The sequence below is a fragment of the Marinobacter antarcticus genome (assembly GCF_011049865.1).
Taxonomy (GTDB): Bacteria; Pseudomonadota; Gammaproteobacteria; order Pseudomonadales; family Oleiphilaceae; genus Marinobacter; species Marinobacter antarcticus_A.
This window is the reverse complement of the sequence record NZ_DRGY01000041.1, coordinates 13,200-35,975: the sequence shown is the minus strand read 5'-3', so window position 1 is coordinate 35,975 and position 22,776 is coordinate 13,200. Positions and strand designations below refer to the sequence as shown.

The following is a 22,776-nucleotide window of genomic DNA, read 5'->3' as shown; positions in this document are numbered from 1 at the left end:
GGTAACACCTGCTGCTTATACTCGGCGCTCTGGGCGTCGAATACGTCGGTAGAAGGCATAGACACCACGCGCACTTTGCTGCCCTTCTCGCGCAACTTGGCGGCGCTGTCCTGCGCCAACCCAACCTCAGAACCGGTGGCAATCAAGATGAGATCTGGCTCGCCTTCGCTGTCAGACAGCACGTAGGCACCTTTGGCAACATCGGCCAGTTGCTGCGCGTCACGGGCCTGGGCCGGCAAGCCCTGGCGGGAGAAAATCAGCGCGGTTGGGCCGTCTGTGCGCTCAAGAGCAGACTTCCAGGCCACGGCAGATTCTACCGCGTCGGCCGGGCGCCAGGTGCTCATATTCGGCGTGGTGCGCAGGCTCGCAAGCTGTTCGATTGGCTGGTGTGTAGGGCCGTCTTCGCCCAGGCCAATGGAATCGTGGGTGAATACGTAAATGGTGCGCTGCTTCATCAGGGCAGCCATGCGCACGGCGTTGCGGCAATATTCCATGAAGATCAGGAAGGTGGCGCCGTAGGGCACGAACCCGCCGTGCAGGGCGATGCCGTTCATGATGGCCGCCATGCCGAACTCGCGCACGCCGTAATAGATGTAGTTGCCGCTGGCGTCGTCTTTGGTTATGCCTTTAGTGTCGCTCCAGATGGTGAGGTTAGAACCGGCCAGGTCAGCAGAGCCGCCCAGCAATTCTGGCAGCAACGGGCCGTAGGCGTTCAGGGTGTTCTGGGACGCCTTGCGGCTGGCGATGGTCTCGCTCTTGTCCTGACATTCCTGAATGTACGCTTGGGCTTTTTCGGAGAAGTCGGCGGGCAAATCACCGGCCATGCGGCGCTTCAGCTCAGCGGCCAGTTCCGGCTCGGCTTTTTCATAGGCTGCAAAGGTGCCGTTCCAGTCGTTTTCAGCGCTGGCGCCTTTTTCTTTGGCGTTCCAGGCTTGGTAAATATCGTCTGGAATCTCAAACGGGCCGTGAGACCAGCCAAGTGCCTTGCGGGTGAGAACAATTTCATCGTCGCCCAGTGGCGCGCCGTGGGCGTCTTCTTTGCCCTGCTTGTTGGGTGAGCCAAAACCGATCACGGTTTTGCAGCAGATCAGTGTGGGCTGTTCGGTATTGGCGCGGCCGGCTTCAATAGCGGCACGGATGGCGTCTGAGTTATGGCCGTCTACGTTGGCAATCACCTGCCAGCCGTAGGCTTCAAAACGCTGGGGGGTGTTGTCGGTGAACCAGCCTTCAACTTCGCCATCAATAGAGATGCCGTTGTCGTCGTAGAACATGATCAGCTTGCCCAGGCCCAGAGTGCCCGCCAGGGAAGACACTTCGTGGGAGATGCCCTCCATCAGGCAACCATCGCCCAGAAAGGCGTAGGTGTAGTGATCAACCACATCGTGGCCGGGGCGATTGAACTGTGCCGCCAGCGTTTTCTCAGCCAGTGCAAAACCCACCGCGTTGGCCATGCCCTGCCCCAGGGGGCCGGTGGTGGTTTCGACACCCGGGGTGTAGCCGTATTCCGGGTGGCCCGGTGTTTTGGAGTGCAACTGCCGGAAATTCTTGATGTCTTCAATGGAAACGTCGTAACCGCTCAGGTGCAGCAATGAGTATTGCAGCATGGAGCCGTGGCCGTTAGAAAGCATGAAACGGTCGCGGTTGGCCCACTGCGGGTTAGCCGGGTTGTGGCTTAAATAGTCATTCCAAAGCACCTCGGCGATATCCGCCATACCCATGGGCGCGCCCGGGTGGCCGGATTTGGCTTTCTGAACCGCATCCATGCTCAGCGCGCGGACGGCGTTGGCGAGATCTTTACGAGCGGGCATTGACGTTTCTCCAGTGTTTTTTCAGCAAAATAAAGGCGATACAAAGCTTTTAACGGGGCGGTAAAAAGCTGCTCAAAATTAAGGCGCGTATTTTCACCGATTAGGGTGTGCCGGGGCAAATCGACGTGCCGCTTCTGTTTGAATATCCCGGGGCCGATTGGCGAAAGGGATTGATTTCAAAGAATGATAATTCTATATCAAAATATTTTGATATAGATGTTGATTGAGCACTCAAACCCCCTTACACTTCGCAACCATGACAACCCTGAACGCGCACGCTAACCCCCTATCCTCCGTGGATGTCCTTGCCCCGATCTTCAAGGCAAGCGGCGACCCGTTGCGGCTGGAGATACTGCGTGTGCTGAGGCGCGATACGTTTGGCGTGCTGGAGTTGAGCCATCTGTTCGATATGCGCCAGTCTGGCATGAGCCATCATTTGAAGGTGATGCACAAAGCCGGGCTGGTGGAGCCGCAGCGTGAAGGCAACGCGATTTTTTACCGGCGCCCGCTGCATCTGGACAACGACAAACCTACCGACCTGACCATTCGTCAAATTTTTGAAGCGGTCGATCGCGCGCCCTTGCCCGGGCAGTTGCAGGAAAAAATTGAATCCATACGCAACCAGCGGGCCGGTCAGTCGCAGGCGTTTTTCTCCCGGCATTCGGAGCAGTTCCGGGAGCAGCAGGAACTGATTGCCGCGTTTGATCTTTACGCAAAGCCGGTAGCGGACATGATTCGCAAGCGCACTCGCAAAAGCCGGTGGCAAACGGCGCTGGAAATTGGCCCGGGCGAAGGCGGTTTCCTTCCGGTGCTGTCTGAGCTTTGCGAGCACGTTGTGGCGCTGGATAACAGCCGGGACATGCTTGCGAAGGCAACGCGCACCTGCATTGACGAGGGCCTGAACAACATTGATCTGATTGAAGGCGTAACCGACACGCTGCTTGCCCGCGGAGGTGCATTTGATCTGGTAGTGGCCAATATGGTGCTGCACCACGTACCCAGCCCGGCAGACATTTTTCTGGATGCAGCCGCGCTGATGAATAACGGCGGATGCCTGGTGGTCAGCGACCTGTGCCGGCACGACCAAAACTGGGCGAAGGAAAACTGCGGCGATCTCTGGCTGGGCTTTGAGCCGGAAGAACTCACCGCCTGGGCTGCGGCAGCCGGCCTTCGAGCTGGCGAACAGCTGTTTATCGGGCTGCGCAACGGGTTCCAGATTCAGGTAAGGGAGTTCTGGAAAACCCAACTGCCAATGAATTGAGCAAACCTTGGGCTACCAGCGCGGCTACCAACGCGCGCCGGGAATATTCAAAAACTTTGATATTGTTGTAAGTAATAATACTTACAGCACAACCGACAAGATTTCAACCGCTCACAGAGGAGCAACGCTATGTCTGACTACAACGTCTTCACCTCCGAATCGGTCTCTGAAGGCCATCCGGACAAACTGGCCGACCAGATTTCCGATGCCGTTCTGGATTCCATCCTGACATCCGATCCGCACGCCCGCGTGGCCTGCGAAACCATGGTGAAAACCGGTGTGGCCATTGTGGGCGGTGAAATCAGCACCAGCGCATGGGTGGATCTGGAAGACCTGGTTCGCGGTGTGATCAAAGACGTTGGCTATACCTCATCAGACGTTGGCTTCGACGGCGACACCTGCGGCATTATCAACATTATTGGCAAACAGTCGGTAGACATTGCCCAGGGCGTTGATCGCCAGAAACCGGAAGATCAGGGCGCCGGCGACCAGGGCCTGATGTTCGGCTACGCCAGCAACGAAACCGAAGTGCTGATGCCCGCGCCGATCACCTTCGCCCACCGTTTGGTAGAGCGCCAGGCAGAGGCCCGCAAAAACGGCGTGCTGCCCTGGCTACGCCCGGACGCAAAAAGCCAGGTAACCTGCCGCTATGAGAACGGCAAGGTTGTGGGCATTGATGCGGTTGTGCTCTCTACCCAGCACGATCCCGACGTTACCCAGACGGATCTGAAAGAAGCCCTTATGGAGCTGGTGGTTAAAAATGTGCTGCCGGCAGAGCTTCTGCACAAAGGCACCCAGTTCCACATCAACCCTACCGGCAAGTTTGTGATCGGCGGCCCGGTTGGCGACTGTGGCCTGACTGGCCGCAAGATTATTGTAGACACCTACGGCGGCATGGCCCGCCACGGCGGCGGCGCTTTCTCTGGCAAAGACCCGTCGAAAGTTGACCGTTCTGCCGCCTACGCAGGCCGCTACGTGGCCAAGAACATCGTGGCCGCTGGCCTGGCCGACAAGTGCGAGATTCAGGTGTCCTACGCCATCGGTGTGGCACAGCCTACGTCCATCTCGGTGAACACTTTCGGCACCGGCAAAATTGGCGACGACAAGATCATTGAACTGATACGCCGGCACTTTGATCTGCGCCCTTATGCCATCACCAACATGCTCGATTTGCTGCACCCAATGTACCGGGCCACGGCTGCTTACGGCCACTTCGGCCGCGAGCCCCGTGAAGTGACCGTTGGCGGCAAAACCTTCACAACGTTCCCGTGGGAAAAGACAGATCGCGCAGCCACTTTGAAAGACGACGCTGGCATCTAAACAATTTTCAGGCGTATTGATGATCTCAAGCGCCAAAATCGAATTAACCGGAGAACATCAATGAGTAACTTCGAAGACTTTAAAGTACGCGACATTTCCCTGGCCGGCTGGGGTCGCAAGGAAATCAATATCGCGGAAGGCGAAATGCCGGCTCTTATGGCCTTGCGTGAGAAGTACAAAATAGAGCAGCCGCTGAAAGGCGCCAATGTGATGGGCTGCATCCACATGACCATTCAGACCGCCGTGCTGATCGAAACGCTGATCGAGCTGGGCGCAGATGTTCGCTGGTCATCCTGCAACATCTTCTCCACACAGGATCAGGCGGCGGCCGCCATCGCTGCTGGCAACATTCCGGTGTTTGCCTGGAAAGGCGAAACCGACGAAGAATACGACTGGTGCCTCGAGCGCACCATCGGCGCAGACGTTGAAGGCTGGGAACCCAACATGATCCTGGACGACGGCGGCGATCTGACCGCCCTGCTGCACGAAAAATATCCGGACATTCTGGCCAAGTGCCACGGCGTAACCGAAGAAACCACCACGGGCGTTCACCGCCTGCAGGAAATGCTGCGGGATGGTGTTTTGAAAGTTCCGGCGATCAACGTAAACGATGCCGTAACCAAGGCCAAGAACGACAACAAATACGGTTGTCGCCACAGCCTTAACGATGCTATCAAGCGCGGCACCGACCACCTGATGGCCGGCAAAAAAGCGCTGGTGATTGGTTATGGCGATGTGGGCAAAGGCTCCGCGGCTTCCCTGCGCCAGGAAGGCATGATTGTAAAAGTCACTGAAGCCGATCCCATCTGTGCCATGCAGGCCTGCATGGACGGCTACGAAGTGGTTTCGCCTTATCTCAATGGCGTAAACAGCGGCACTGAGGCATCGGTAGACCGCGCCCTGTTGCAGAACACCGACATTCTGGTGACCACCACCGGCAACATGAACGTGTGCGATTCGAACATGCTCAAAGCGCTGAAGAACGGCGCGGTTGTGTGCAACATCGGCCACTTTGATAACGAAATCGATACCGCCTTTATGCGTAAGAACTGGGAATGGGACGAGGTTAAGCCCCAGGTTCACGTGATCTATCGCGACAAAGCCGTTAACGATCACCTGATCCTCCTTTCCGAAGGCCGTCTGGTGAATCTGGGCAACGCCACCGGTCACCCTTCACGGATTATGGACGGCTCCTTTGCCAACCAGGTTCTGGCACAGATGTACCTGTTCGAGCGCAAGTTCGCAGACCTGCCGGAAGAGGCCCGCGCGAAGGGCGTGTATGTGCAGGTTCTGCCCAAGCACCTCGACGAAGAAGTGGCCCGTGCCATGGTGGAAGGGTTTGGTGGCGTGATCACCAGGATGACCCCGGAGCAGGCGCAATACATCGGTGTACCGGTCGAAGGCCCGTACAAGCCAGAAAGCTACAAGTACTGATCGGGTAACAAGATGCAATCCCAGAAACAGTTCAAACGGCGCTTCAGCTTCGAGTTTTTCCCGCCCAAGACTGATCAAGGCAAGGAAAAACTTCAGGTGGTGCGTGATCAGCTTGCCGGGGTGAATCCGGATTTTTTCTCGGTCACCTTCGGCGCGGGCGGTTCCACCCGGGATCGCACCATTGAAACCGTCCTCAACCTGCACCAGCAGGGCATTTCCACTGCGCCACACCTCTCCTGCGTCGGCGGCACGCGGGAAGAGATCGCGGAACTGCTGGATCTGTACAAAGAGAACGGTATCAACCGGATTGTTGCCCTTCGGGGCGACATGCCCTCGGGCATGGGTGCGGCCGGTGAGATGCGTTACGCCAACGAGCTGATTGCGTTCATCCGTGAGCACAGCGGCGATCACTTCAATCTGGAAGTAGCAGCCTACCCAGAATTTCATCCCCAGGCTCGCAGCGCTGAAGACGACCTGAAGAACTTCGCCCGCAAGGTGGAAGCCGGTGCCAACAGCGCCATTACCCAGTATTTCTTCAACGCAGACAGCTACTTTTACTTCATCGACCGGTTGGAAAAGCTCGGAGTGACCATTCCGGTGGTGCCGGGCATTATGCCCATCGTAAACTTTTCCAGCCTGGTGCGGTTTTCGGATATGTGCGGCGCAGAAATACCGCGCTGGATTCGCAAGCAGCTTGAAGCTTATGGCGATGATAAAGAGAGTATCCGCAAGTTCGGCGAAGAAGTGATCACAGACATGTGCGAAAGGCTGTTGAAAGCCGGTGCTCCGGGATTGCACTTCTACACGTTGAACCAGGCCGAGCCCAGTATCAACATCTGGAAGAACCTTGGGATCAGTGAGCGGGAGAAGATTGCGTTTTGAGTGGGTATCACCCCAACCATTTGATTTTATGTGCTCATCTGAGTAATAGTCTAAAGTATACGTTAGGCAGTTCCACTAATGCTCCCCGGGGTCACGGTCACCGCCAGTGGACCTCCCGGACTGCCTTACCGGGCAATCGGAGCCTCATAAGAAAGATAAAGGAGAAAGCATGAGCACGAAATGGCTGAAAACACTGGGTACTGGCCTGGCACTTACCTTGGCTGCCGGTACCGTGAGCGCTGAAACCCTGCGAGTGGCAACCGATCCCAGCTTTGTTCCGTTCGAAATGCTGGATCAGGAAACCGGAGAGATGATCGGTTTCGACATGGAAATCATCGCCGAAGTCGCCAAGCGTGCGGGCTTTGATTACAGCGTTAACACGATGGACTTCAACGGCATTATCCCGGCCTTGCAAACAGGCAACGTGGATATCGCCATTGCCGGCATCACCATCACCGACGCGCGCGAGAAAATCGTTGATTTCTCTGATCCGTACTACGATTCCGGCCTGAGGATTCTGATTCGTAACGACAACAACGAAGTAAAAGATGTATCCAACCTTGAAGGCTTGAAAATCGGCTCCAAGATTGGCAGCACCAGTTACGATTACCTCAAGAAAAACCTCGACAAAAACGACGGTGTAACGCCGTATCCGGGCAGTGCTGACATGTACATGGCATTGATGTCCGGCGCAGTAGACGCTGTGTTCTATGACGCCCCGAACGTCGGCTACTTTGCTCGCACCAAGGGTGAAGGCAAAGTCAAGACCGTTGGCAAGCTGTACGAAGGCCAGCAGTACGGCATCGCACTGAAAGATGGCAGCGAATGGGTAGACGAAGTTAACGACGCCATCGCCGGCATGAAAGAAGATGGAACCTACAAAACCATCTACGAAAAGTGGTTCGGCCCCCTGCCAGAAGGCAAGTAAAGGCTGAAGGCCCCAGGCCCTTTCTTTTTGTAGTGCCGGGGCTTCTCGCCCCGGCAACTTCTGACCCCCAACCCCTGCGGAGACGCACACTGTGGAATCCCAGTTCCAGTTTGACTGGCAGGCAGCCATAAACTCCATTCCCTTCCTTGTTAAAGGGATACCCTACACACTGATGATCTCATTTGGCGGCCTGGCTATCGGCTTTGCCTTGGGCATTTTTTTTGGCCTGTTGAGCATCAACAAAAATTGGTTTCTGAAATGGCCCGCAACGGCCTACATCGAAATCTTTCGTGGCACCCCAATTCTCGTTCAGGTTCTGTTTATCTTTTACGGTTTGCCCGATCTGATTGGCGGCCCTATTGATCCGATTACCGCGGGCATAGCCGCGATTGCGCTGAACTCGGGCGCTTACATTTCTGAAGTGGTACGTGGTGGCGTTCAATCCATCGCCAAGGGTCAATCGGAAGCGGGTCTTTCTTTGGGCCTCTCCCGCACTCAGACCTTCTGGTCGATCACCTGGCCTCAGGCCTTCCGGCGAATGATTCCGCCGCTTGGCAACCAGGCCATTGTGAGCATCAAAGACACGTCTCTGTTTTCGGTTATTGGCGTGGGCGAGCTCGTTCGCCAGGGCCAGATTTACATTGCCAGCACCTTCACTGCCTTTGAGGTGTATTTCGTGATCGCGATTATGTATCTGGCCATCACCCTCTCGCTGTCCCTGATTCTTCGCCTGGTTGAACGGCGTGGACTGGCCTCTGTCTGAAGGAACCTGACCCATGACTCAGATTGTACAAATGAAGGGCATGAACAAGTACTTCGGCAAACTGCATGTCCTTAAAGATATTGATTTATCCGTGGAGCAAGGCGAAGTGGTGGTGATCATCGGTGCCAGTGGCTCCGGCAAATCCACGTTGATCCGCTGTGTGAACGGGCTGGAAGAGTTCGAATCCGGCCACCTGGAAGTAGACGGCCAGGCACTGGCGCCAAAAGGTGGCAACCAGAGCACGCTTGCAACCATCCGCAAAGAGGTCGGCATGGTGTTCCAGCAGTTCAACCTGTTCCCTCACCTTACGGTGAAAAAAAACATCATGCTGGCGCCCCAGAAAGTTAAAGACACGCCGAAAACCGTTGCTAACGCCAACGCCGATCGTTTGCTGGAGCGGGTTGGCATTGCCAGCCAGGCCGACAAATACCCCAGCCATCTTTCCGGTGGCCAACAGCAACGGGTTGCCATCGCACGCGCTCTGGCCATGGAGCCGCGCCTGATGCTGTTCGACGAACCCACCTCGGCGCTGGACCCGGAAATGATCGGTGAAGTGCTGGACGTCATGCGCGAACTGGCAAAAGAAGGCATGACCATGATGGTGGTCACCCATGAAATGGGCTTCGCCCGGGAAGTGGCGGATCGTGTGATCTACATTCACGAAGGTAAGATTGTGGAGGAGGGCAAACCAAGCGACGTGTTCGACAACCCTCAGAACGAACGTACTCAGGCGTTTCTTTCGAGAGTGCTGGCACACTGAACTTGCTCTGAGTTTTACGCGCTCCCGTGTTAATCAAGCCCCTGTGAACTGCTTCTGGTTCGCAGGGGCTTGATTGTTTAAAGCCCCGCTATTCTTCCGCTTTTCCCCTAATGTAACAAAATGGTAATCGTTCTCACTAGCTTTTGGATATTGTCGGAAGTGAATGCGACTGATAATCTTTAGCGGCTGTTCCATCCTTCTTCGGAGAAAAAAATGGCTAAACCTCATTTTGGACGCCGCCAGTTCCTGTTCGGCACGGCAGCGCTCGCAGGCGCAACGGTGCTTGGCGTTAGCGCCCCGGCCCGCTTGTTGGCCGCGCGACAGCAAACACTGACGCTCTACAACGGTCAGCACAAGAAAACTACCGCCGCGGTGGTCAACGCCTTCACCAAGGCCACCGGCATTCACGTTGATGTTCGCAACGGCCACAGCTCGCAGTTGGCCAATCAGATCATCGAAGAAGGTTCGCGTTCCCCGGCTGACGTTTTTTATTCAGAAGAAAGCCCGCCCGTACTCACGCTGGCGAATCGCTCGCTGCTTGCGCCGCTGAAGCCAGAAACCCGGGAGCAGATTCCGCAGCAATACCGGGCTGAAGATGGCACCTGGTCTGGCATTACCGCCCGCAGCCGCATCGTTGCGTACAACACATCGATGATCGGTTCTGATGAGTTACCCGCCTCGGTTCTCGATTTTGCAACCGAAGCCTGGAAAGGCCGCGTTGCTTACGTGCCTACCAGCGGTGCCTTCCAGGAACAGATCATTGCCATCAAGCTCTTGAAAGGGCGTGAGGCAGCGCTCAAGTGGCTCAAAGGCCTCAAGGCTTACGGCGAACCGTACAATGGCAACATGTCTGCCCTGCGGGCCGTTGAGGCTGGCGACGTGGCAACCGCTCTTGTAAATGATTACTACTGGTACGCCCTGGCTGAAGAGCTGGGTAAAGACAACTTGGAATCCGCTATTTTTCATCAGGGTCATCAAGACCCGGGTGCGTTGGTCACGCTGTCTGCCGCCGGTATTGTGAAAACATCGAAGAACATGGACGCCGCGCAGGCATTCATGGCGTTTATGGTGAACGCAGAAGGCCAGAAAGCCATTGTAGACTCAGTTGCCGAGTACCCGCTGCGCCCGGGCGTGGTATCACCCTACGATCTGAAACCGTTTGATGAGCTGGGTTCTCCGGGCGTTACCGCCACCGATCTTGGCGATGCGGCCGATGCCCTTGTTCTGGAGCGTGAGGCTGGCCTGGCTTGAGCTTACTGGCCCTTGCCGGGGTATTGAGAACACTAAAGACATCGTTGCCTCCGTGGTGGCTTATCGCCACCGCACTCATTCCGATTGCTCTGATCGCACTGCCTCTGGTGTACGTGATTACAAGTGCAACAGAAGCTGGATGGAGCGGCATCCGGGATGAGTTGTTTCGTGCCTACACGCTTTCACTGCTGACCAACACGCTGGTGCTCGCCATCAGCGTTACCTTGGGTGCCAGCGTTATTGGCATCGCGGTGGCCTGGTGTGTCGAGCGCACGGATCTGCCAGGCCGGCGCGCCTGGCGCGTTATTGCAAGCCTGCCCCTGGCGGTGCCGGCGTTTGTATCGAGTTTTGCCTGGTCTTCCATGGGCGCTCAGTTTCAGAATATGGCGGGCGCCATTCTGGTGTTGACCCTGGCATCCTACCCCTTGGTGTACCTTCCGGTTGCGGCAGCGCTGCGCGGAATGGACACCGGTTTTGAAGATGTTTCCCGCTCTTTGGGGCGCGGCCCCTGGCACACGTTTTTCTTCACCATTCTTCCCCAGGCGCGGCCGGCCCTGGGCGGCGGCGCGTTGCTGGTGCTGTCGCACATGCTGGCAGAGTTCGGTGCTTTGTCGCTGCTGCGAGTGCAAACATTCACCACGGCAATTTTTTCCTCCTACGAACTGCGTTTTGATAACGTGTCCGCCGCCATGCAGGCTGGCGTGCTTTTATTACTGGCGCTGTTTGCCGCTTACACAGAAATGCGGATGCGGGCGGGTACACGCTATTCCCGCGTTGGAAAAGGCACCACACGGCACCCTGGGTTACTGGCGCTGGGCCGGGCTACGCCGTGGGTATTGCTGGGCCAAACGGTATTATCGATACTCGCGCTGGGCGTTCCCATTGTAGCGCTCGGGTACTGGTTAACCGTGGGGAACTCAGCGGGCGCGGGTCTTGATGGCGTATGGCAGGCGGTGTGGGGTTCCGGCACGCTTTCCATCGCCGGCGCGATTGTAACCACCCTGCTCGCGATACCCCTGGTGCTGCTGGCGACGCGCTTTAGCGGCCGGTTGGCGCAATTTGCAGACCGCTTACCGTACATCGTCCACGGATTGCCCGGGCTGGTGATTGCACTGGCGCTTGTGTACTTCTCTATTCACTACGTACCGGCCATCTATCAAAGCGTATTGGTACTGATACTCGCCTACGCCGTGCTGGCGTTGCCCATGGCGCAAACAGCGTTACGAGCGTCGGTGGTTCTGGTGCCACCCAAACTTGAGGAGATCTCACGCAGCCTGGGGCGCGGGCCGTTCAGGGCATTTGTGTCCGTTACCTTGCCCAACATTGCGCCAGGCATTGGCGCCGCCCTGGCGTTGCTTACCCTGGAATTGATGCGGGAACTCACGGCAACGCTCATGCTGGCGCCCACGAATGTGGTTACACTCGCAACCGAGGTCTGGTCCCATACCAACGACGCCGAATACGCCGCAGCAGCGCCCTTTGCGGCACTTCTGGTGCTGGTATCGGCCGTGCCCGTTTACGTGTTTACCCGCCGTACTCTGGAAGCTCACTCAATTATATGACCGGAGCTCACGCAATTTTATGACTCGTCTTCACATCAAAAACGTCATCAAGAGCTTCAACCATCACCCGGTACTGCAGGGCATTAACCTCGACGTTCCTGCGGGTTCCATCGTCGCCCTGCTTGGCCCGTCCGGTTGTGGCAAAACCACACTGCTGCGGCTGATTGGTGGCTTTGACCGGCTGGATGACGGCGAGATTCTGTTTGATTCGAGGCCCATGGCGTCGTCGCGCCTGCACGTGCCACCGGAACGTCGCCACATTGGCTATGTGCCCCAGGAAGGCACGCTGTTCCCGCATTTGTCGGTAACCGACAACGTGGCTTATGGGCTTTCACGCAGCAAACGCCAGGGCACTCGCGTAGCGGAGGTTCTGGCCTTGGCGGGCTTATCAGAGTTCGGCAACCGATACCCCCACGAGCTCTCGGGTGGCCAACAACAACGTGCCGCTCTGGCCCGCTCACTGGCGCCCGAACCGGAGGTGATTCTGCTCGATGAACCCTTCAACGCCCTTGACCTGGATCTGCGCCGGCAGATTTGTGACGACGTGGCGGCCATGCTGCGCCGCGAAGGCGCAACGGCCATTCTGGTCACCCACGACCCAGCCGAAGCCTTTGCCGTTGCCGACCTGGTGGCCGTTATGCACCAAGGGCAGATTATGCAGGTTGATACGCCGGATAACATATACTGGCGGCCCGCCAATGCCCACGTTGCACGCCTGACAGGCCAGCCGATTTTCCTTGAAGGCACCCTTCAACACGATGCCGTTTCAACGCCGTTGGGTGTACTGCCTGTGCATTCCTCGTATGCCGCCCGAGAAGGCAAAGCTTCCATCATGCTGCGCCCGGAACAGATCACCTTCAGCTATCAGAAAGTGGGCGCACTGGCACAGGTCACCGACCGCTCATTTCGCGGCAACCACGTTCTGCTGACGGTTACTGTGCAAAACAAAACCCTGCACCTGCGAGGCTCACCGCTGTCATCTCCAGCGCCGGGAGAACACGTGCACCTGAAAGTTGAAGGTGCATGCGCGGTATTCCCTGCGTGAGGCAAAACGCCGGAGCGAAGACTCTGTGGTGTGGGTTGTGGAGCAAGCCGTACCGGACAACCTGTTCAACAATCCTCAGGCGATATCCTTTAACTGCGCCTGCAATCGACGATCCACCCGTTCCGTTTCCCGAGCAAGGTTCACTCCCATGCTAACCCTTGCTACTGCCAGCAAACTTGGCGAAATGGATCGATTCCGCTTATCAGAAAGCCACAACAGAACATCCGCCAAATGCCAGATTGCAGAGGCACCTTCGTGAAGTGGTAATGGAAAACTCGCCTGGTGAGCGATAATAAGTTTGCGCATATTCTGGCGGGAAAAACCCAAAAGCTTCGCCATGTCAGAAATACCAACAAGGTCAGGCGCCGCCTCAACCAGCCGCGCCTGCGGAAAGGCCTGTTTCACGTCGCGCAGGGCGGATAATATTGCGGTTTCGGCCGATACGGCCTCTCGAGTGAAGTTCAGACCCAGCCTGCCTTTCTGACCAAATCCAATGATGGCGTCATCGCAACCGGCCTTGAACAGCCGTTCTTCGATTTCGTCCAAAGCAATCGTTTCTGGAATCGCAAAGGTGAGTGAGAACTCAAAATCCCGATTCATGGCCGTCTTCTCCTACATCATCTCGGTGCCCTGAGCAATTATCCACAACGCGACGAATCTGCCGAGCATGATTCCCCGCGCTCCTTGGTGTGCTCCAGATGCTCGCAATACAAAATTCTCCGCACCGGCACTGTGCATCGTTAAATGGACAATACATTCGCCCCCAGGCATGACCACTTCGCATTTCAATCCGCCAGCCTTTAAATTCTGCGTAGGCGATAGCCGCCTCGATATCCTTATCGGTGTGACGTTTCCTTTTCATAGCGTTCTACTGTGCTGATCTAACAGTACTCGATAGGTTGTCGAATGACAACCTTGCGGCAAGCATCCCCACATTGTTGTCATACCCCCCACTAGCCGTAGCAAAAGACTCAAACCGGTTTCTCAAACGCGACCAGGCCGGTGGCGCCTAGGTATCCCCAATAACCACTGACCCAGAACCCATGGTCACACCGCCACAAGAAATAGCGCCACCGGTGACAGCCGCCGGTATGCCATTAATCATTACGGTGGTAGAACCTGCCGCAATGGTGCGGGGATGTGACGAGTGTTTGGGTTTGGAGTGAGACGCCAGTGGGTCGCCCACCCAGGCGACGGGCTCTGGCCTGCCTGTGAGCGCTCGCGGGCACAGTAGTCAGCGGGCGCTGTTAACTGTATTATTGCCAAGGGTTAACAGCCAGACATTATCACTGCAAAACCATCGTCTTACCGGAGCACCTCTATGCGCAATGCCGATCTCGTTGCCCGCGGCCTCAAATCCGTGTGGCACCCGTGTACCCAGATGAAAGACCACGAAACCCTCCCTCTGGTTCCAATCAAACGGGGCGAAGGAGTTTGGCTGGAGGATTTCGAAAACAACCGGTTTATCGATGCCGTCAGCTCCTGGTGGGTCAATCTGTTTGGGCACGCCAACCCCAGAATCAATGCAGCCATTCAGAAGCAGATCGGCGAACTGGAGCACGTTATTCTGGCCGGGTTTACCCACGAACCCGTGGTGAATCTCTCCGAACGGCTTATTGAGGTAACCCCTGAGGGCCTCAACAAATGCTTCTACGCTGACAACGGCTCGTCTGCCATAGAGGCAGCGCTCAAGATGAGCTTTCACTTCTGGAAAAACCAGGGCCAACCCCGCAAGAAAAATTTTGTGAACCTGAGCAACAGCTATCACGGTGAAACCCTGGGTGCCTTGGCACTGGGCGACGTGGCTCTGTACAAGGACACCTACCAGCCATTGCTTATGGAAGTGTTAACCGCGCCCTCTCCAGACGCCTACAACAAAGAAGAGGGCGAAACCGACGAAGCCTATGCCCTGCGTCAGTTTGAGGCCATGGAGGCATTGCTGGCCGAGCGGCATGAGGAAATCTGCGCCGTGGTGGTGGAACCCCTCATCCAGTGCGCCGGCGGCATGCGCATGCATCACCCGATTTATCACACAAAACTGCGCGACGCTTGTGATCGCTACGGCGTGCACCTGATTGCCGACGAAATCGCGGTGGGCTTTGGCCGCACCGGCACCCTGTTTGCCTGTGAACAGTCCGGCATCACCCCGGACTTCATGTGCCTGTCCAAGGGCTTGACCGCCGGCTATCTGCCGCTGTCGGTTGTGCTGACCACCGATACCGTTTACAACGCATTTTACGACGACTACGAAACCCTGAAGGCTTTTCTGCACAGCCACAGCTACACCGGAAATCCTATCGGCTGCGCCGTGGCATTGGCGACTCTCGACATCTTCCGGGATGACAACGTTATTGAAAACAATCGCCGCCTCTCGGCCTGCATGGCCGAATCCGTTGCTCACCTTGCAGACCATCCAAACGTTGGAGACATACGCCAGCACGGCATGACCGTGGCGGTGGAAATGGTCAAGCACAAGGCATCCAAAACGCCGTTTCCCTGGCAGGAGCGTCGGGGCGTTCGCGTTTATCAGCACTCCCTTACGCGCCAGGCCTTGCTTCGCCCCCTGGGTAATGTGGTTTACTTCATGCCGCCTTACGTCATCACCGAAGACCAGATTCGTCATCTGGCACAGGTCGCGACCGAGGGCATCAACATCGCCGTTCGTGACTGATCAAGGTAAACACACATGCGCACGCCCAGAATTTATACCGACTCGCCTTTGAGCGAGGGAGCTCAGGCTGAGCTGGACGAAAACGCCGCCCAGCATGTGGGACGGGTATTGCGCATGCAGTCAGGGCAAGCACTGAGGCTTTTCAACGGCGATGGGCAGGATTATCCGGCTACCATCACCGAAGCCGGAAAGAAGCGCGTTGAAGTGCTCGTGGGTGCGCCGGAGCCCAACCACACAGAGTCGCCGTTGCAGATTGTGCTTGGCCAGGCCCTGTCAAAGGGTGATCGCATGGATTACGCGGTGCAGAAAGCGGTTGAAATGGGCGTTACCTGCATAGTGCCGCTGACCACCGAACACTGCGAAGTGAAACTCAAAGGCGACCGGGCGGATAAGCGCCTGCGCCACTGGCAATCGATTGCGGTGAGCGCCGCAGAACAGTGCGGCCGCGCCCGGGTACCGCAGATTCTGCCGGTTATGACCGTGGCACAATGGCTGGAGCAAAGCCGCGACTGCGACCTGCGCCTGGTGCTGCACCACCGCACCGCTCAGGCACTGGGTTCCATGAACAAACCCGGCCGGATAGCGCTGATGATAGGCCCGGAAGGCGGGCTGACGGCAGAGGAAATTACTCAGGCGGAGAAAGAAGGATTCCTGCCCGTTGCACTCGGCCCCCGGGTTCTTCGAACCGAAACGGCCCCGGTTGCGGCGATGGCCCTGTGCCAGTGGTTGTGGGGCGACAGCGGGAGCCTGAAATGATCAGCCTGCTCACCAACCCAGAATTCTGGCAGTACCTCAGCATCCCTGTTATCGCGGCTCTCATTGGATGGATCACCAACTGGCTCGCCATCAAAATGACCTTCTACCCGCTGGAGTTCGTGGGGAAACCTCCGCTGTTGGGTTGGCAGGGCATCATTCCTTCAAAAGCCCGCAAGATGGCCTCCATCAGCGTCGACACCACCATTTCCAAGATTGGCACGGTGCGGGAAATTTTCCAGCAAATTGACCCCAGAGTGCTCGCCACCCACGTTATCTACACGGTGGACCCACGCATAGAGGAATACGTCGACGAATTGATGCTCAGGGAGCACCCAACGTTCTGGGAAAACCTTCCCGCCTCGGCGCGGAACCTGGTGTATGACAGGGTGCGCAAGTCCACGCCAAAGCTGGTGGACAACCTGATAAACGACATCTCCGATAACGTGGAAGACCTGCTTGATATCAAGGGCATGGTGATTGAGCATCTTACAGCGGACAAACGTCTGCTGAACCGCATCTTTCTGGAATGCGGCAAGGTCGAGTTCCGTTTTATCGTAAACTCCGGATTCTACTTCGGTTTTCTGTTCGGGCTGGTGCAAATGACGGCCTGGTACTTTTATCAGAGCTGGTGGGTACTGCCGTTTTTCGGGCTGATGGTGGGCTGGGCGACCAACTGGATTGCACTGAACGTTATTTTCCGGCCTTTGCACGCTAAAAAGTTCGGCCCGCTCCGTATTCAGGGTCTGTTCCTCAAGCGGCAACCCGAGGTAGCCGAATCCTTCTGTCACATAGTGACCCACGAAATTCTTACCGTCAGTAATATCATTAACGCCATTTTGGAAGGCCCAAAGGGTGATCGCGCCCGCAACATGGTGAAAAAGCATATCAAACCCCTGGTCGATGAAACCGCCGGCATGGGCAGAGCGTTAACCCAGGTGGCTTTCGGCCCTACAGCCTTTGCCGCGCTCAAGAATCAGGTGGGTGAAAAAGCCATCGAGTTATCGAAAATTTCCTTTAACAACCCGGCATTTGAGATGGATCGCGCGCGCGCCGTTGAGTCTATTATGGTGGAACGCATGATTGCGCTTTCTTCAGAGGAGTTTCAGAACTTGCTGCGCCCCTGTTTCCAGGAAGATGAGATCAAACTGATTCTGGTAGGCGCCATCCTCGGCTTTGCAGCGGGTGTGTGCCAGTTGGTCTTTGTATTCGGGGGTGCGCTGGTATAAACGGTTTTTGCGGACGGCAGCGGGTTTTGCCTGTGCAAGCCTGCGCCGGGTCTCTATACTGCAGACGTATCGACACGTACTCTTTCACGACTGGTTGACCCGGAGACGTTGAATGCCAGGCTTCTTTTCCTGGATCGCAGGATTTTTCAAGGCAAAAGAACCCACGCCTCCTCCGGCTCCTGAAGCGCGGTTGTTCAATCCTGCAAAAACCACAAGCCAGGACGACGCAACGAAAGACCCGCACGTCCTGACTCTGCAACTTGAAGAAAACCTTTTTTGTTGGCTTCTGGATACTGGGCCTGCCAACCTGCGCGCGCAGCACGCCCAGTCAAAACCGCCAGGCTCTGCCATTGAAGAGCTGCAATCGCGTCTTGCGAACAACAAAATGGAAGAAGTACCCCGGCGGCCCATGACGCTGCCGATGCTCATGAAAGTGCTCTCGGATGAGAGCGCTGATCGCCAAAAGCTCACCCAGATCATCCTTGATGACCCCGCGTTGACGGATCAAATCCTGCAGGTTGCTAACAGCCCTTATTTCCGCACCGGAGACCACACCATTGAGTCCGTCGATCAGGCCGTATTTGTGCTCGGCATAACGGGCATCCGCCACGTGATTGCGGCAGCGGTCATGCGCCCGATGATGGCGGCTCGAAACAGCCGGGAGGCGCTGTTTGCCCAAAGAGCCTGGCTTTGGGGCATCACCTGCGCACGTGGGACCGAATTTATAGCCAAGCTCCGCAACGAAGACACAAGCGCCCTCTTCACGACCGGGTTGTTGCCGGCGCTTTCCTATATATCCATTCGCCGGGAACTGCAGCGCATATGCCGGGCGCAACCGGGTGCCACAGAGCCCGACGCCGCGCTGATTCGCCATGCGCTAGCACGCTTCCAGTGGACAGTTTGCCAACTGATCGCCAGTGAATGGAACCTGCCACCCAAGTACCACGCTTACCTGATGGCGGCTGAACGCCCGGCTCCCGATCAGAACCAAACCACATTGGCCGACGGCATGTTAATAGGCAGCCGCGAAGTGTTGCGCCATGCCCACCAGCGAAATCTGCCCGAGGAAGACCTCGATAGAATTGTGCGTCTGACTCCGGAACAGACCTGCCGTGTGCGCGCAGCGCTCAAAGCCATTCTCAGCGAGGGTGCTGCTCGGAGCTGACCACCTTGCTCTCACCGCTTTTGAGCAACGTTGCAAAGGTTGTGGATTCGTTTGCGCGCTCGCCCTTGAGCAACTCAACGGGAAACACCGGTGGCAACCGATCAACCACACGATCCTCATCGTGACGAACCACCCCGAGCACATCGCCAACCGTAATCAGATCCAGGGTACGCCCCGGAACCAACTGGTCGCCCTGGCTTCCTGCCAGTGAAATCAGCCCCGCACGAATCAGTTTGTCGCTCACACCGCGCGTGACTTCTCCCGGCACCCGTAACAGGTGCTCCAACGCTTCCTGTTGCGGTGCCTTTTTTCCCTCACTGAACGGGCGCGCCACCAGCCACATCATGGCCAGCGCGATTCTTTCCTGCAGTTCCGGCGAAAGCTGAACGTGGGTGCGTTTGGCAATCGAACCGGGGTTTTGCAGGTAAAACGCCAAGCTTGCCCCCAGAAGAAGAATCATCCAGTTCAGATAGATCCAGATCAGCATGGTGATACCGATCGCAAAACTGGAATAGATGGCGGCGTACCTGGCGGAACCGGCCACAAAAGACGCAAACAACAGTCCGCCTGCCTGCCAGGAAACCCCGGCAACCAGACCGCCAATAAACGCACACTGAAATTTTACCCGGGTGTTGGGCATAAACATGTAAACGAAGGTAAAAGCGCTCACCACAAGCAAGAACGGCATAAAGCGACTGACCATAAGAATGACCGTACCAAACGGTTCAATCGCAATCAGCGTTTGCACAGCTGATGAGGAAAAGATGGCCGCGCTGACGCCAATGGCGGAAACCATCAACAGGGGCCCAACCATGATAACGCTGAGATAGTTGCTGAACCTCTGCGCCACCGAACGCATCACCGGCACGCGCCAGATCATGTTGAACGACCGCTCTACTTTCTGCACCAGCGACACCACGGTGTAAACCAGCAACGCAAGGCCAACAGAGCCGAGAACCCCCACTTTCATGTTGTCCACAAAACCCAGTATGCGCTCCGCCATGTCAACGCCCTGAGGGCCCATGGGCTGAAAGAACTGAAACAGGAAGGGCTCCATGCGCTCGTGCACACCCAGCGCCTTGAGCACTGAAAAACTCAGGGCCAGCAAAGGCACAATACTCAGCAGCGTTGTGTACACCAGGCTCATGGCGTGGAGAGTCAGTTCGCCCCGGACCACATCGCGTATCAGCGCGTAAGCGGAGCGCCCAGCGTTATAAAGCCAGGTCCAGGGCCACTTCTGCGGCGGATTCGGGTTTGCAAGTATCCAGCTTTCTGCGGCCTTCAACCGTTCTTTAATTTCAAAAGAAGCCACGCAACATCCTGTTTTCTTTATACTGTGGAGTGCCCGTTAATGGGCACGGAAAAAATCGCCTCACCAGGAAACAGCCTTGTCTGACCCCCGTTTGATGATGGGCGTTTCGCCTTCCCAAATGGCCAGACCAGATGCCAGATCGGTCAGTGATAACTGGATGTAGTACTCCACCTGCTGCTCTTTATCCACTTTGTGGTTACGCTGCAGAATTTTTCCTGACAGGCTCAGATCGGGCGCCTGAAGCGAGCCTTTGCGCTGCACGCCGGATTGGTCGAACTCTTCTGAATTTCGCAGCTCACGGGCTTTCTGAGTCATTTCATCTTCCGCACCGTTGAGCCCGACGGCGGTGGTGGTTACCACCTTGCCCGAGCGCAACAGGGCCACCCGGATTTTTTTGGTGAGCTGATCGGTATCAATGCGCTGCATGGTGTCGTTCGTGACCCGGCTCACCACCATAATGTAACGGCCACCGTTGGGGTTATTCACGGCGCCGCTGGAAAGCATGTCTTCCACGGCATCGGTTGCGGCCTTGTCGAAATCCCGGTAATCCATGGTCAATGCGACGGCGCCATCGTCGGCGGCCGGATCAATGTAACGCGTGGGCGCGGCGCAACCGGCCAGAATCGCAAGGCCGGCAGAGAGGGCAAGAACACGTATCAACATTGGTTTTTCCTTTTATTTGGGTTCACGGAGATGTAACTGAAAAGTGGTGACACGGGTGCTGGGGGCGGTCGCGTTAAAATAACGTGTCTGCCCGGTTAGCAGCGTCGCTTTGCGGTAGCCTTCGCCAACACTTTTCACCATTATGCCGCTGGCATCAAACCAGGTAACGTTCCATGCAAGCTCGGTGTCTGATCTCGCTTCCACCGCAAATTGCACTTGCAGGAGGCTGTCACCACCAGGCTGTTCCAGGCGTGTTTTCAAGAGTTCTGTCACGTCCATCGTGTAAATCACTTCCGGATCGACTTTCAGCTCTGCCCTGTCTATCACGGAACTGGTTTCTGGCTGCGACGCGCAGCCGGCTAAACCAAGGACCAGCATGCCGGCTAACAATACTGATTTCATAACGTGTGTCCTGCGTTTCTGATGTATTAACGGCGTGATCTGCAAAACTGCTGATGAGTCATGCTACTCGGGCATACGTGCCAACGTCGCCTTGTTTTTACCCTGCAAATCCAGGGTTATAACCGTTGCGGGTGCCTGTAATGTTGGCCTTTTAACATACACCAGGGTGAACGGTTGTTGTGGAATTTCCAAATTGCCCAATACGCTCCCACCATTATCCAGCAGTGTCAGTCGCCCGCTTTCCGGGCGGTCGATGCGCGCGGCCTCCCAGTGGTCGGGCAGCACTTGCCAACTGCGCAAATCAGCCTGGGTTGTGGCAACCGTGAATAAAGCCGCGGCAATCTGACCCAGGGGGCCGAACTGTTCCGCGGCTTCGTTTTGCAGAACCGCCTTGCTGATAGCCGAGGTAACGGCCCGGGTGAGCACGCCCCGAAAACGCTCTTTCATTTCCGTGCGGATGACTTTGCCCATGTCCGAGATTCGCTCGGTTCGTATAACCTGACCACCTGCAGCCTGCACACCCATATTGCCCGGCACGGCCGAGCGTTCGGTGTATTGCGGTAGCGCAATACCAAAATAGGCAGGCGCCTGTCGGTTACCGTGCAACAGCAGCAAGGGCACATCCAGGCGTGACTCCTTGAGAACCGGCCCCAAACCGTTTTCATAAACAACCCAGACCTGCGGCGGTAACTCTGCCACGGGTTGAGTGCCCGAAGCCAGACGAGTCGCCAGTGTGGCGTCGGCCTGCAGCACGGCACTTTGCGGGTTCATTTGCGCCGCGCGCTTGAGCGAGGTTGCAGCCCGCTCGTAATCCGCACCGTCTTCGGCGTTCGCCAGAAAATAGAGGCCGTGAAGGTACGTGCTTGAAGGTACGATGAACCCGGGGAAAACAGACCAGTTTGAGGGCGCGCCATACTGGCCATCAACCGCTGACTGAAAGCCTCTGCTCTGAAGACTGCTGCGAACCATGTAGGCTTTTGAGTTCCCGCTTTGCGCCTCATTTTTCAAGGCGGCCTGCTGCCCGGCAATTTCTTCGCGAAAATAATCAACGGCACGGCGGGTTCGGTCGTCCGCTCGATTAAATTCAACCCTGGCGTATTCATTATTGCCCGAGGCGAGAAACGCCAGCGCTTTGTAGGTGTTGACCAGAACAGCCTCGGACATCAGCGCGTCATAGTCGCGCACTGAGTCGTTAACCATCACGGCCATCAGCCCTTCCGTGGTGCTCGCAAACAAGCCTTCGGTGTTGAGGTACTTCATGCCGTCTTCTGCCAGATCATAAGCCTTTACAGACTCATCGATGCGACCCGTGAGGCGATACATCTCGCCCTGGTGCAATAATTCAAGCAGGTGCTCACCGGTATCAACCGGCTTGTTCTCGGGCCTGTCAAAACTCACGGTTTTCAGTGCCGTGTTGTAATCACCGGTGGCGTAGGCTGCGTTAAACGAAGCCAGTTGATCACGATGCTGGAAGGACGAACACCCTGATAAAAAGCCAACGGCAATGACGGCGAGAATCGCGAACCAAGAGGGTTTCAGACCGTTCTGAGCTTTCAAACTCGTCAAA

Annotated in this window: 22 protein-coding genes; 14 read left to right on the top strand and 8 right to left on the bottom strand. The window is 56.5% G+C overall.

The genetic code is table 11. The features are described from left to right. Nucleotides 1–1,808: transketolase (gene tkt, locus ENI00_RS05415; RefSeq protein WP_304099977.1), on the bottom strand; the 1,808-nt coding region annotated here is incomplete at its 3' end. Nucleotides 1,809–2,064: 256 nt separating this feature from the next. On the opposite strand from tkt, the gene ENI00_RS05410 reads away from it, so the two are divergent. The 10 genes from ENI00_RS05410 to ENI00_RS05365 all read left to right on the top strand — a co-directional run bounded on the left by ENI00_RS05410 (nucleotide 2,065) and on the right by ENI00_RS05365 (nucleotide 13,014). After that, the gene (locus ENI00_RS05410; protein ID WP_304099983.1) at nucleotides 2,065–3,069 is read left to right on the top strand and encodes a metalloregulator ArsR/SmtB family transcription factor; all 1,005 of its coding nucleotides are present in this window, start codon (nucleotides 2,065–2,067) and stop codon (nucleotides 3,067–3,069) included. 129 nt (nucleotides 3,070–3,198) lie between these two features. Next, nucleotides 3,199–4,389 carry a methionine adenosyltransferase gene (metK, locus tag ENI00_RS05405; protein ID WP_304099975.1) on the top strand — a complete coding sequence of 397 codons (1,191 nt, stop codon included), beginning with the start codon at nucleotides 3,199–3,201 and terminating at the stop codon, nucleotides 4,387–4,389. Between the two features lie 60 nt (nucleotides 4,390–4,449). Then, nucleotides 4,450–5,823 carry an adenosylhomocysteinase gene (ahcY, locus tag ENI00_RS05400; protein WP_414674214.1) on the top strand — a complete coding sequence of 458 codons (1,374 nt, stop codon included), beginning with the start codon at nucleotides 4,450–4,452 and terminating at the stop codon, nucleotides 5,821–5,823. A 12-nt stretch (nucleotides 5,824–5,835) separates the two neighbouring features. After that, the gene (metF, locus tag ENI00_RS05395; RefSeq protein ID WP_304099972.1) at nucleotides 5,836–6,705 is read left to right on the top strand and encodes a methylenetetrahydrofolate reductase [NAD(P)H]; all 870 of its coding nucleotides are present in this window, start codon (nucleotides 5,836–5,838) and stop codon (nucleotides 6,703–6,705) included. Between the two features lie 169 nt (nucleotides 6,706–6,874). Continuing rightward, nucleotides 6,875–7,633, top strand: a complete 759-nt coding sequence (locus tag ENI00_RS05390; protein WP_304099970.1) for a transporter substrate-binding domain-containing protein — start codon at nucleotides 6,875–6,877, stop codon at nucleotides 7,631–7,633. Nucleotides 7,634–7,724: 91 nt separating this feature from the next. Further along, nucleotides 7,725–8,396: an amino acid ABC transporter permease gene (locus ENI00_RS05385; RefSeq protein WP_304099968.1), complete on the top strand. Its 672-nt coding sequence runs from the start codon at nucleotides 7,725–7,727 to the stop codon at nucleotides 8,394–8,396. Nucleotides 8,397–8,409: 13 nt separating this feature from the next. After that, entirely contained in the window at nucleotides 8,410–9,156 is a 747-nt protein-coding gene (locus ENI00_RS05380; RefSeq protein ID WP_304099965.1) for an amino acid ABC transporter ATP-binding protein, read from the top strand. 213 nt (nucleotides 9,157–9,369) lie between these two features. Beyond that, nucleotides 9,370–10,407 carry an extracellular solute-binding protein gene (locus ENI00_RS05375; protein WP_304099963.1) on the top strand — a complete coding sequence of 346 codons (1,038 nt, stop codon included), beginning with the start codon at nucleotides 9,370–9,372 and terminating at the stop codon, nucleotides 10,405–10,407. After that, complete coding sequence (locus tag ENI00_RS05370) at nucleotides 10,404–11,969, top strand: ABC transporter permease (protein WP_304099961.1); 1,566 nt, start codon at nucleotides 10,404–10,406, stop codon at nucleotides 11,967–11,969. The genes ENI00_RS05375 and ENI00_RS05370 overlap by 4 nt, the downstream gene beginning before the upstream one ends. Before the next feature lie 19 nt (nucleotides 11,970–11,988). Next, entirely contained in the window at nucleotides 11,989–13,014 is a 1,026-nt protein-coding gene (locus ENI00_RS05365) for an ABC transporter ATP-binding protein (protein ID WP_304099959.1), read from the top strand. Nucleotides 13,015–13,089: 75 nt separating this feature from the next. Here the strand turns inward: ENI00_RS05365 and ENI00_RS05360 are convergent, their stop codons facing one another. The 3 genes from ENI00_RS05360 to ENI00_RS05350 all read right to left on the bottom strand — a co-directional run bounded on the left by ENI00_RS05360 (nucleotide 13,090) and on the right by ENI00_RS05350 (nucleotide 14,200). Next, complete coding sequence (locus ENI00_RS05360; RefSeq protein WP_304099957.1) at nucleotides 13,090–13,614, bottom strand: helix-turn-helix transcriptional regulator; 525 nt, start codon at nucleotides 13,612–13,614, stop codon at nucleotides 13,090–13,092. After that, nucleotides 13,598–13,876 (bottom strand): hypothetical protein, encoded by a 279-nt coding sequence (locus ENI00_RS05355; protein ID WP_304099955.1) that lies wholly within the window; start codon nucleotides 13,874–13,876, stop codon nucleotides 13,598–13,600. Before ENI00_RS05355 ends, ENI00_RS05360 begins: the two co-directional genes overlap by 17 nt. A 147-nt stretch (nucleotides 13,877–14,023) precedes the next feature. After that, the gene (locus tag ENI00_RS05350) at nucleotides 14,024–14,200 is read right to left on the bottom strand and encodes a PAAR domain-containing protein (protein ID WP_304099953.1); all 177 of its coding nucleotides are present in this window, start codon (nucleotides 14,198–14,200) and stop codon (nucleotides 14,024–14,026) included. Nucleotides 14,201–14,335: 135 nt separating this feature from the next. Between ENI00_RS05350 and ENI00_RS05345 the strand changes: the two genes are divergently transcribed. The 4 genes from ENI00_RS05345 (at nucleotide 14,336) to ENI00_RS05330 (ending at nucleotide 18,832) form a co-directional block, all read left to right on the top strand. Further along, nucleotides 14,336–15,685, top strand: coding sequence for an adenosylmethionine--8-amino-7-oxononanoate transaminase (locus ENI00_RS05345; protein ID WP_304099952.1), 1,350 nt, complete (start codon nucleotides 14,336–14,338; stop codon nucleotides 15,683–15,685). Between the two features lie 15 nt (nucleotides 15,686–15,700). Beyond that, a complete protein-coding gene (locus ENI00_RS05340) occupies nucleotides 15,701–16,441 on the top strand; it encodes a 16S rRNA (uracil(1498)-N(3))-methyltransferase (RefSeq protein WP_304099950.1) in 741 nt (246 codons plus the stop codon). Then, the gene (locus ENI00_RS05335; RefSeq protein WP_304099948.1) at nucleotides 16,438–17,667 is read left to right on the top strand and encodes a hypothetical protein; all 1,230 of its coding nucleotides are present in this window, start codon (nucleotides 16,438–16,440) and stop codon (nucleotides 17,665–17,667) included. Before ENI00_RS05340 ends, ENI00_RS05335 begins: the two co-directional genes overlap by 4 nt. A 112-nt stretch (nucleotides 17,668–17,779) precedes the next feature. Beyond that, complete coding sequence (locus ENI00_RS05330) at nucleotides 17,780–18,832, top strand: HDOD domain-containing protein (RefSeq protein WP_304099945.1); 1,053 nt, start codon at nucleotides 17,780–17,782, stop codon at nucleotides 18,830–18,832. Here the strand turns inward: ENI00_RS05330 and ENI00_RS05325 are convergent. The 4 genes from ENI00_RS05325 to ENI00_RS05310 form a co-directional block, all read right to left on the bottom strand. Continuing rightward, entirely contained in the window at nucleotides 18,807–20,144 is a 1,338-nt protein-coding gene (locus ENI00_RS05325; protein ID WP_304099942.1) for a YihY/virulence factor BrkB family protein, read from the bottom strand. The genes ENI00_RS05330 and ENI00_RS05325 overlap by 26 nt on opposite strands. Before the next feature lie 60 nt (nucleotides 20,145–20,204). Next, nucleotides 20,205–20,807 (bottom strand): penicillin-binding protein activator LpoB, encoded by a 603-nt coding sequence (lpoB, locus tag ENI00_RS05320; protein WP_304099939.1) that lies wholly within the window; start codon nucleotides 20,805–20,807, stop codon nucleotides 20,205–20,207. Nucleotides 20,808–20,819: 12 nt separating this feature from the next. Then, nucleotides 20,820–21,209 (bottom strand): YcfL family protein, encoded by a 390-nt coding sequence (locus ENI00_RS05315; protein WP_304099936.1) that lies wholly within the window; start codon nucleotides 21,207–21,209, stop codon nucleotides 20,820–20,822. 63 nt (nucleotides 21,210–21,272) lie between these two features. Then, entirely contained in the window at nucleotides 21,273–22,775 is a 1,503-nt protein-coding gene (locus ENI00_RS05310) for a COG3014 family protein (protein WP_304099932.1), read from the bottom strand. Between the last annotated feature and the right edge of the window lies 1 nt (nucleotide 22,776).

Bases quoted from the DNA above. Each gene is read 5' to 3' on its own strand.
- ENI00_RS05410 (WP_304099983.1), top strand. From the start codon at position 2,065: ATGACAACCCTGAACGCGCACGCTAACCCCCTATCCTCCGTGGATGTC.
- ENI00_RS05340 (WP_304099950.1), top strand. From the start codon at position 15,701: ATGCGCACGCCCAGAATTTATACCGACTCGCCTTTGAGCGAGGGAGCT.
- ENI00_RS05360 (WP_304099957.1), bottom strand. From the start codon at position 13,614: ATGAATCGGGATTTTGAGTTCTCACTCACCTTTGCGATTCCAGAAACG.
- ahcY (WP_414674214.1), top strand. From the start codon at position 4,450: ATGAGTAACTTCGAAGACTTTAAAGTACGCGACATTTCCCTGGCCGGC.
- ENI00_RS05380 (WP_304099965.1), top strand. From the start codon at position 8,410: ATGACTCAGATTGTACAAATGAAGGGCATGAACAAGTACTTCGGCAAA.
- ENI00_RS05365 (WP_304099959.1), top strand. From the start codon at position 11,989: ATGACTCGTCTTCACATCAAAAACGTCATCAAGAGCTTCAACCATCAC.
- ENI00_RS05330 (WP_304099945.1), top strand. From the start codon at position 17,780: ATGCCAGGCTTCTTTTCCTGGATCGCAGGATTTTTCAAGGCAAAAGAA.
- ENI00_RS05355 (WP_304099955.1), bottom strand. From the start codon at position 13,876: ATGAAAAGGAAACGTCACACCGATAAGGATATCGAGGCGGCTATCGCC.
- ENI00_RS05375 (WP_304099963.1), top strand. From the start codon at position 9,370: ATGGCTAAACCTCATTTTGGACGCCGCCAGTTCCTGTTCGGCACGGCA.
- metK (WP_304099975.1), top strand. From the start codon at position 3,199: ATGTCTGACTACAACGTCTTCACCTCCGAATCGGTCTCTGAAGGCCAT.
- ENI00_RS05335 (WP_304099948.1), top strand. From the start codon at position 16,438: ATGATCAGCCTGCTCACCAACCCAGAATTCTGGCAGTACCTCAGCATC.
- ENI00_RS05390 (WP_304099970.1), top strand. From the start codon at position 6,875: ATGAGCACGAAATGGCTGAAAACACTGGGTACTGGCCTGGCACTTACC.
- metF (WP_304099972.1), top strand. From the start codon at position 5,836: ATGCAATCCCAGAAACAGTTCAAACGGCGCTTCAGCTTCGAGTTTTTC.
- lpoB (WP_304099939.1), bottom strand. From the start codon at position 20,807: ATGTTGATACGTGTTCTTGCCCTCTCTGCCGGCCTTGCGATTCTGGCC.
- ENI00_RS05315 (WP_304099936.1), bottom strand. From the start codon at position 21,209: ATGAAATCAGTATTGTTAGCCGGCATGCTGGTCCTTGGTTTAGCCGGC.
- ENI00_RS05345 (WP_304099952.1), top strand. From the start codon at position 14,336: ATGCGCAATGCCGATCTCGTTGCCCGCGGCCTCAAATCCGTGTGGCAC.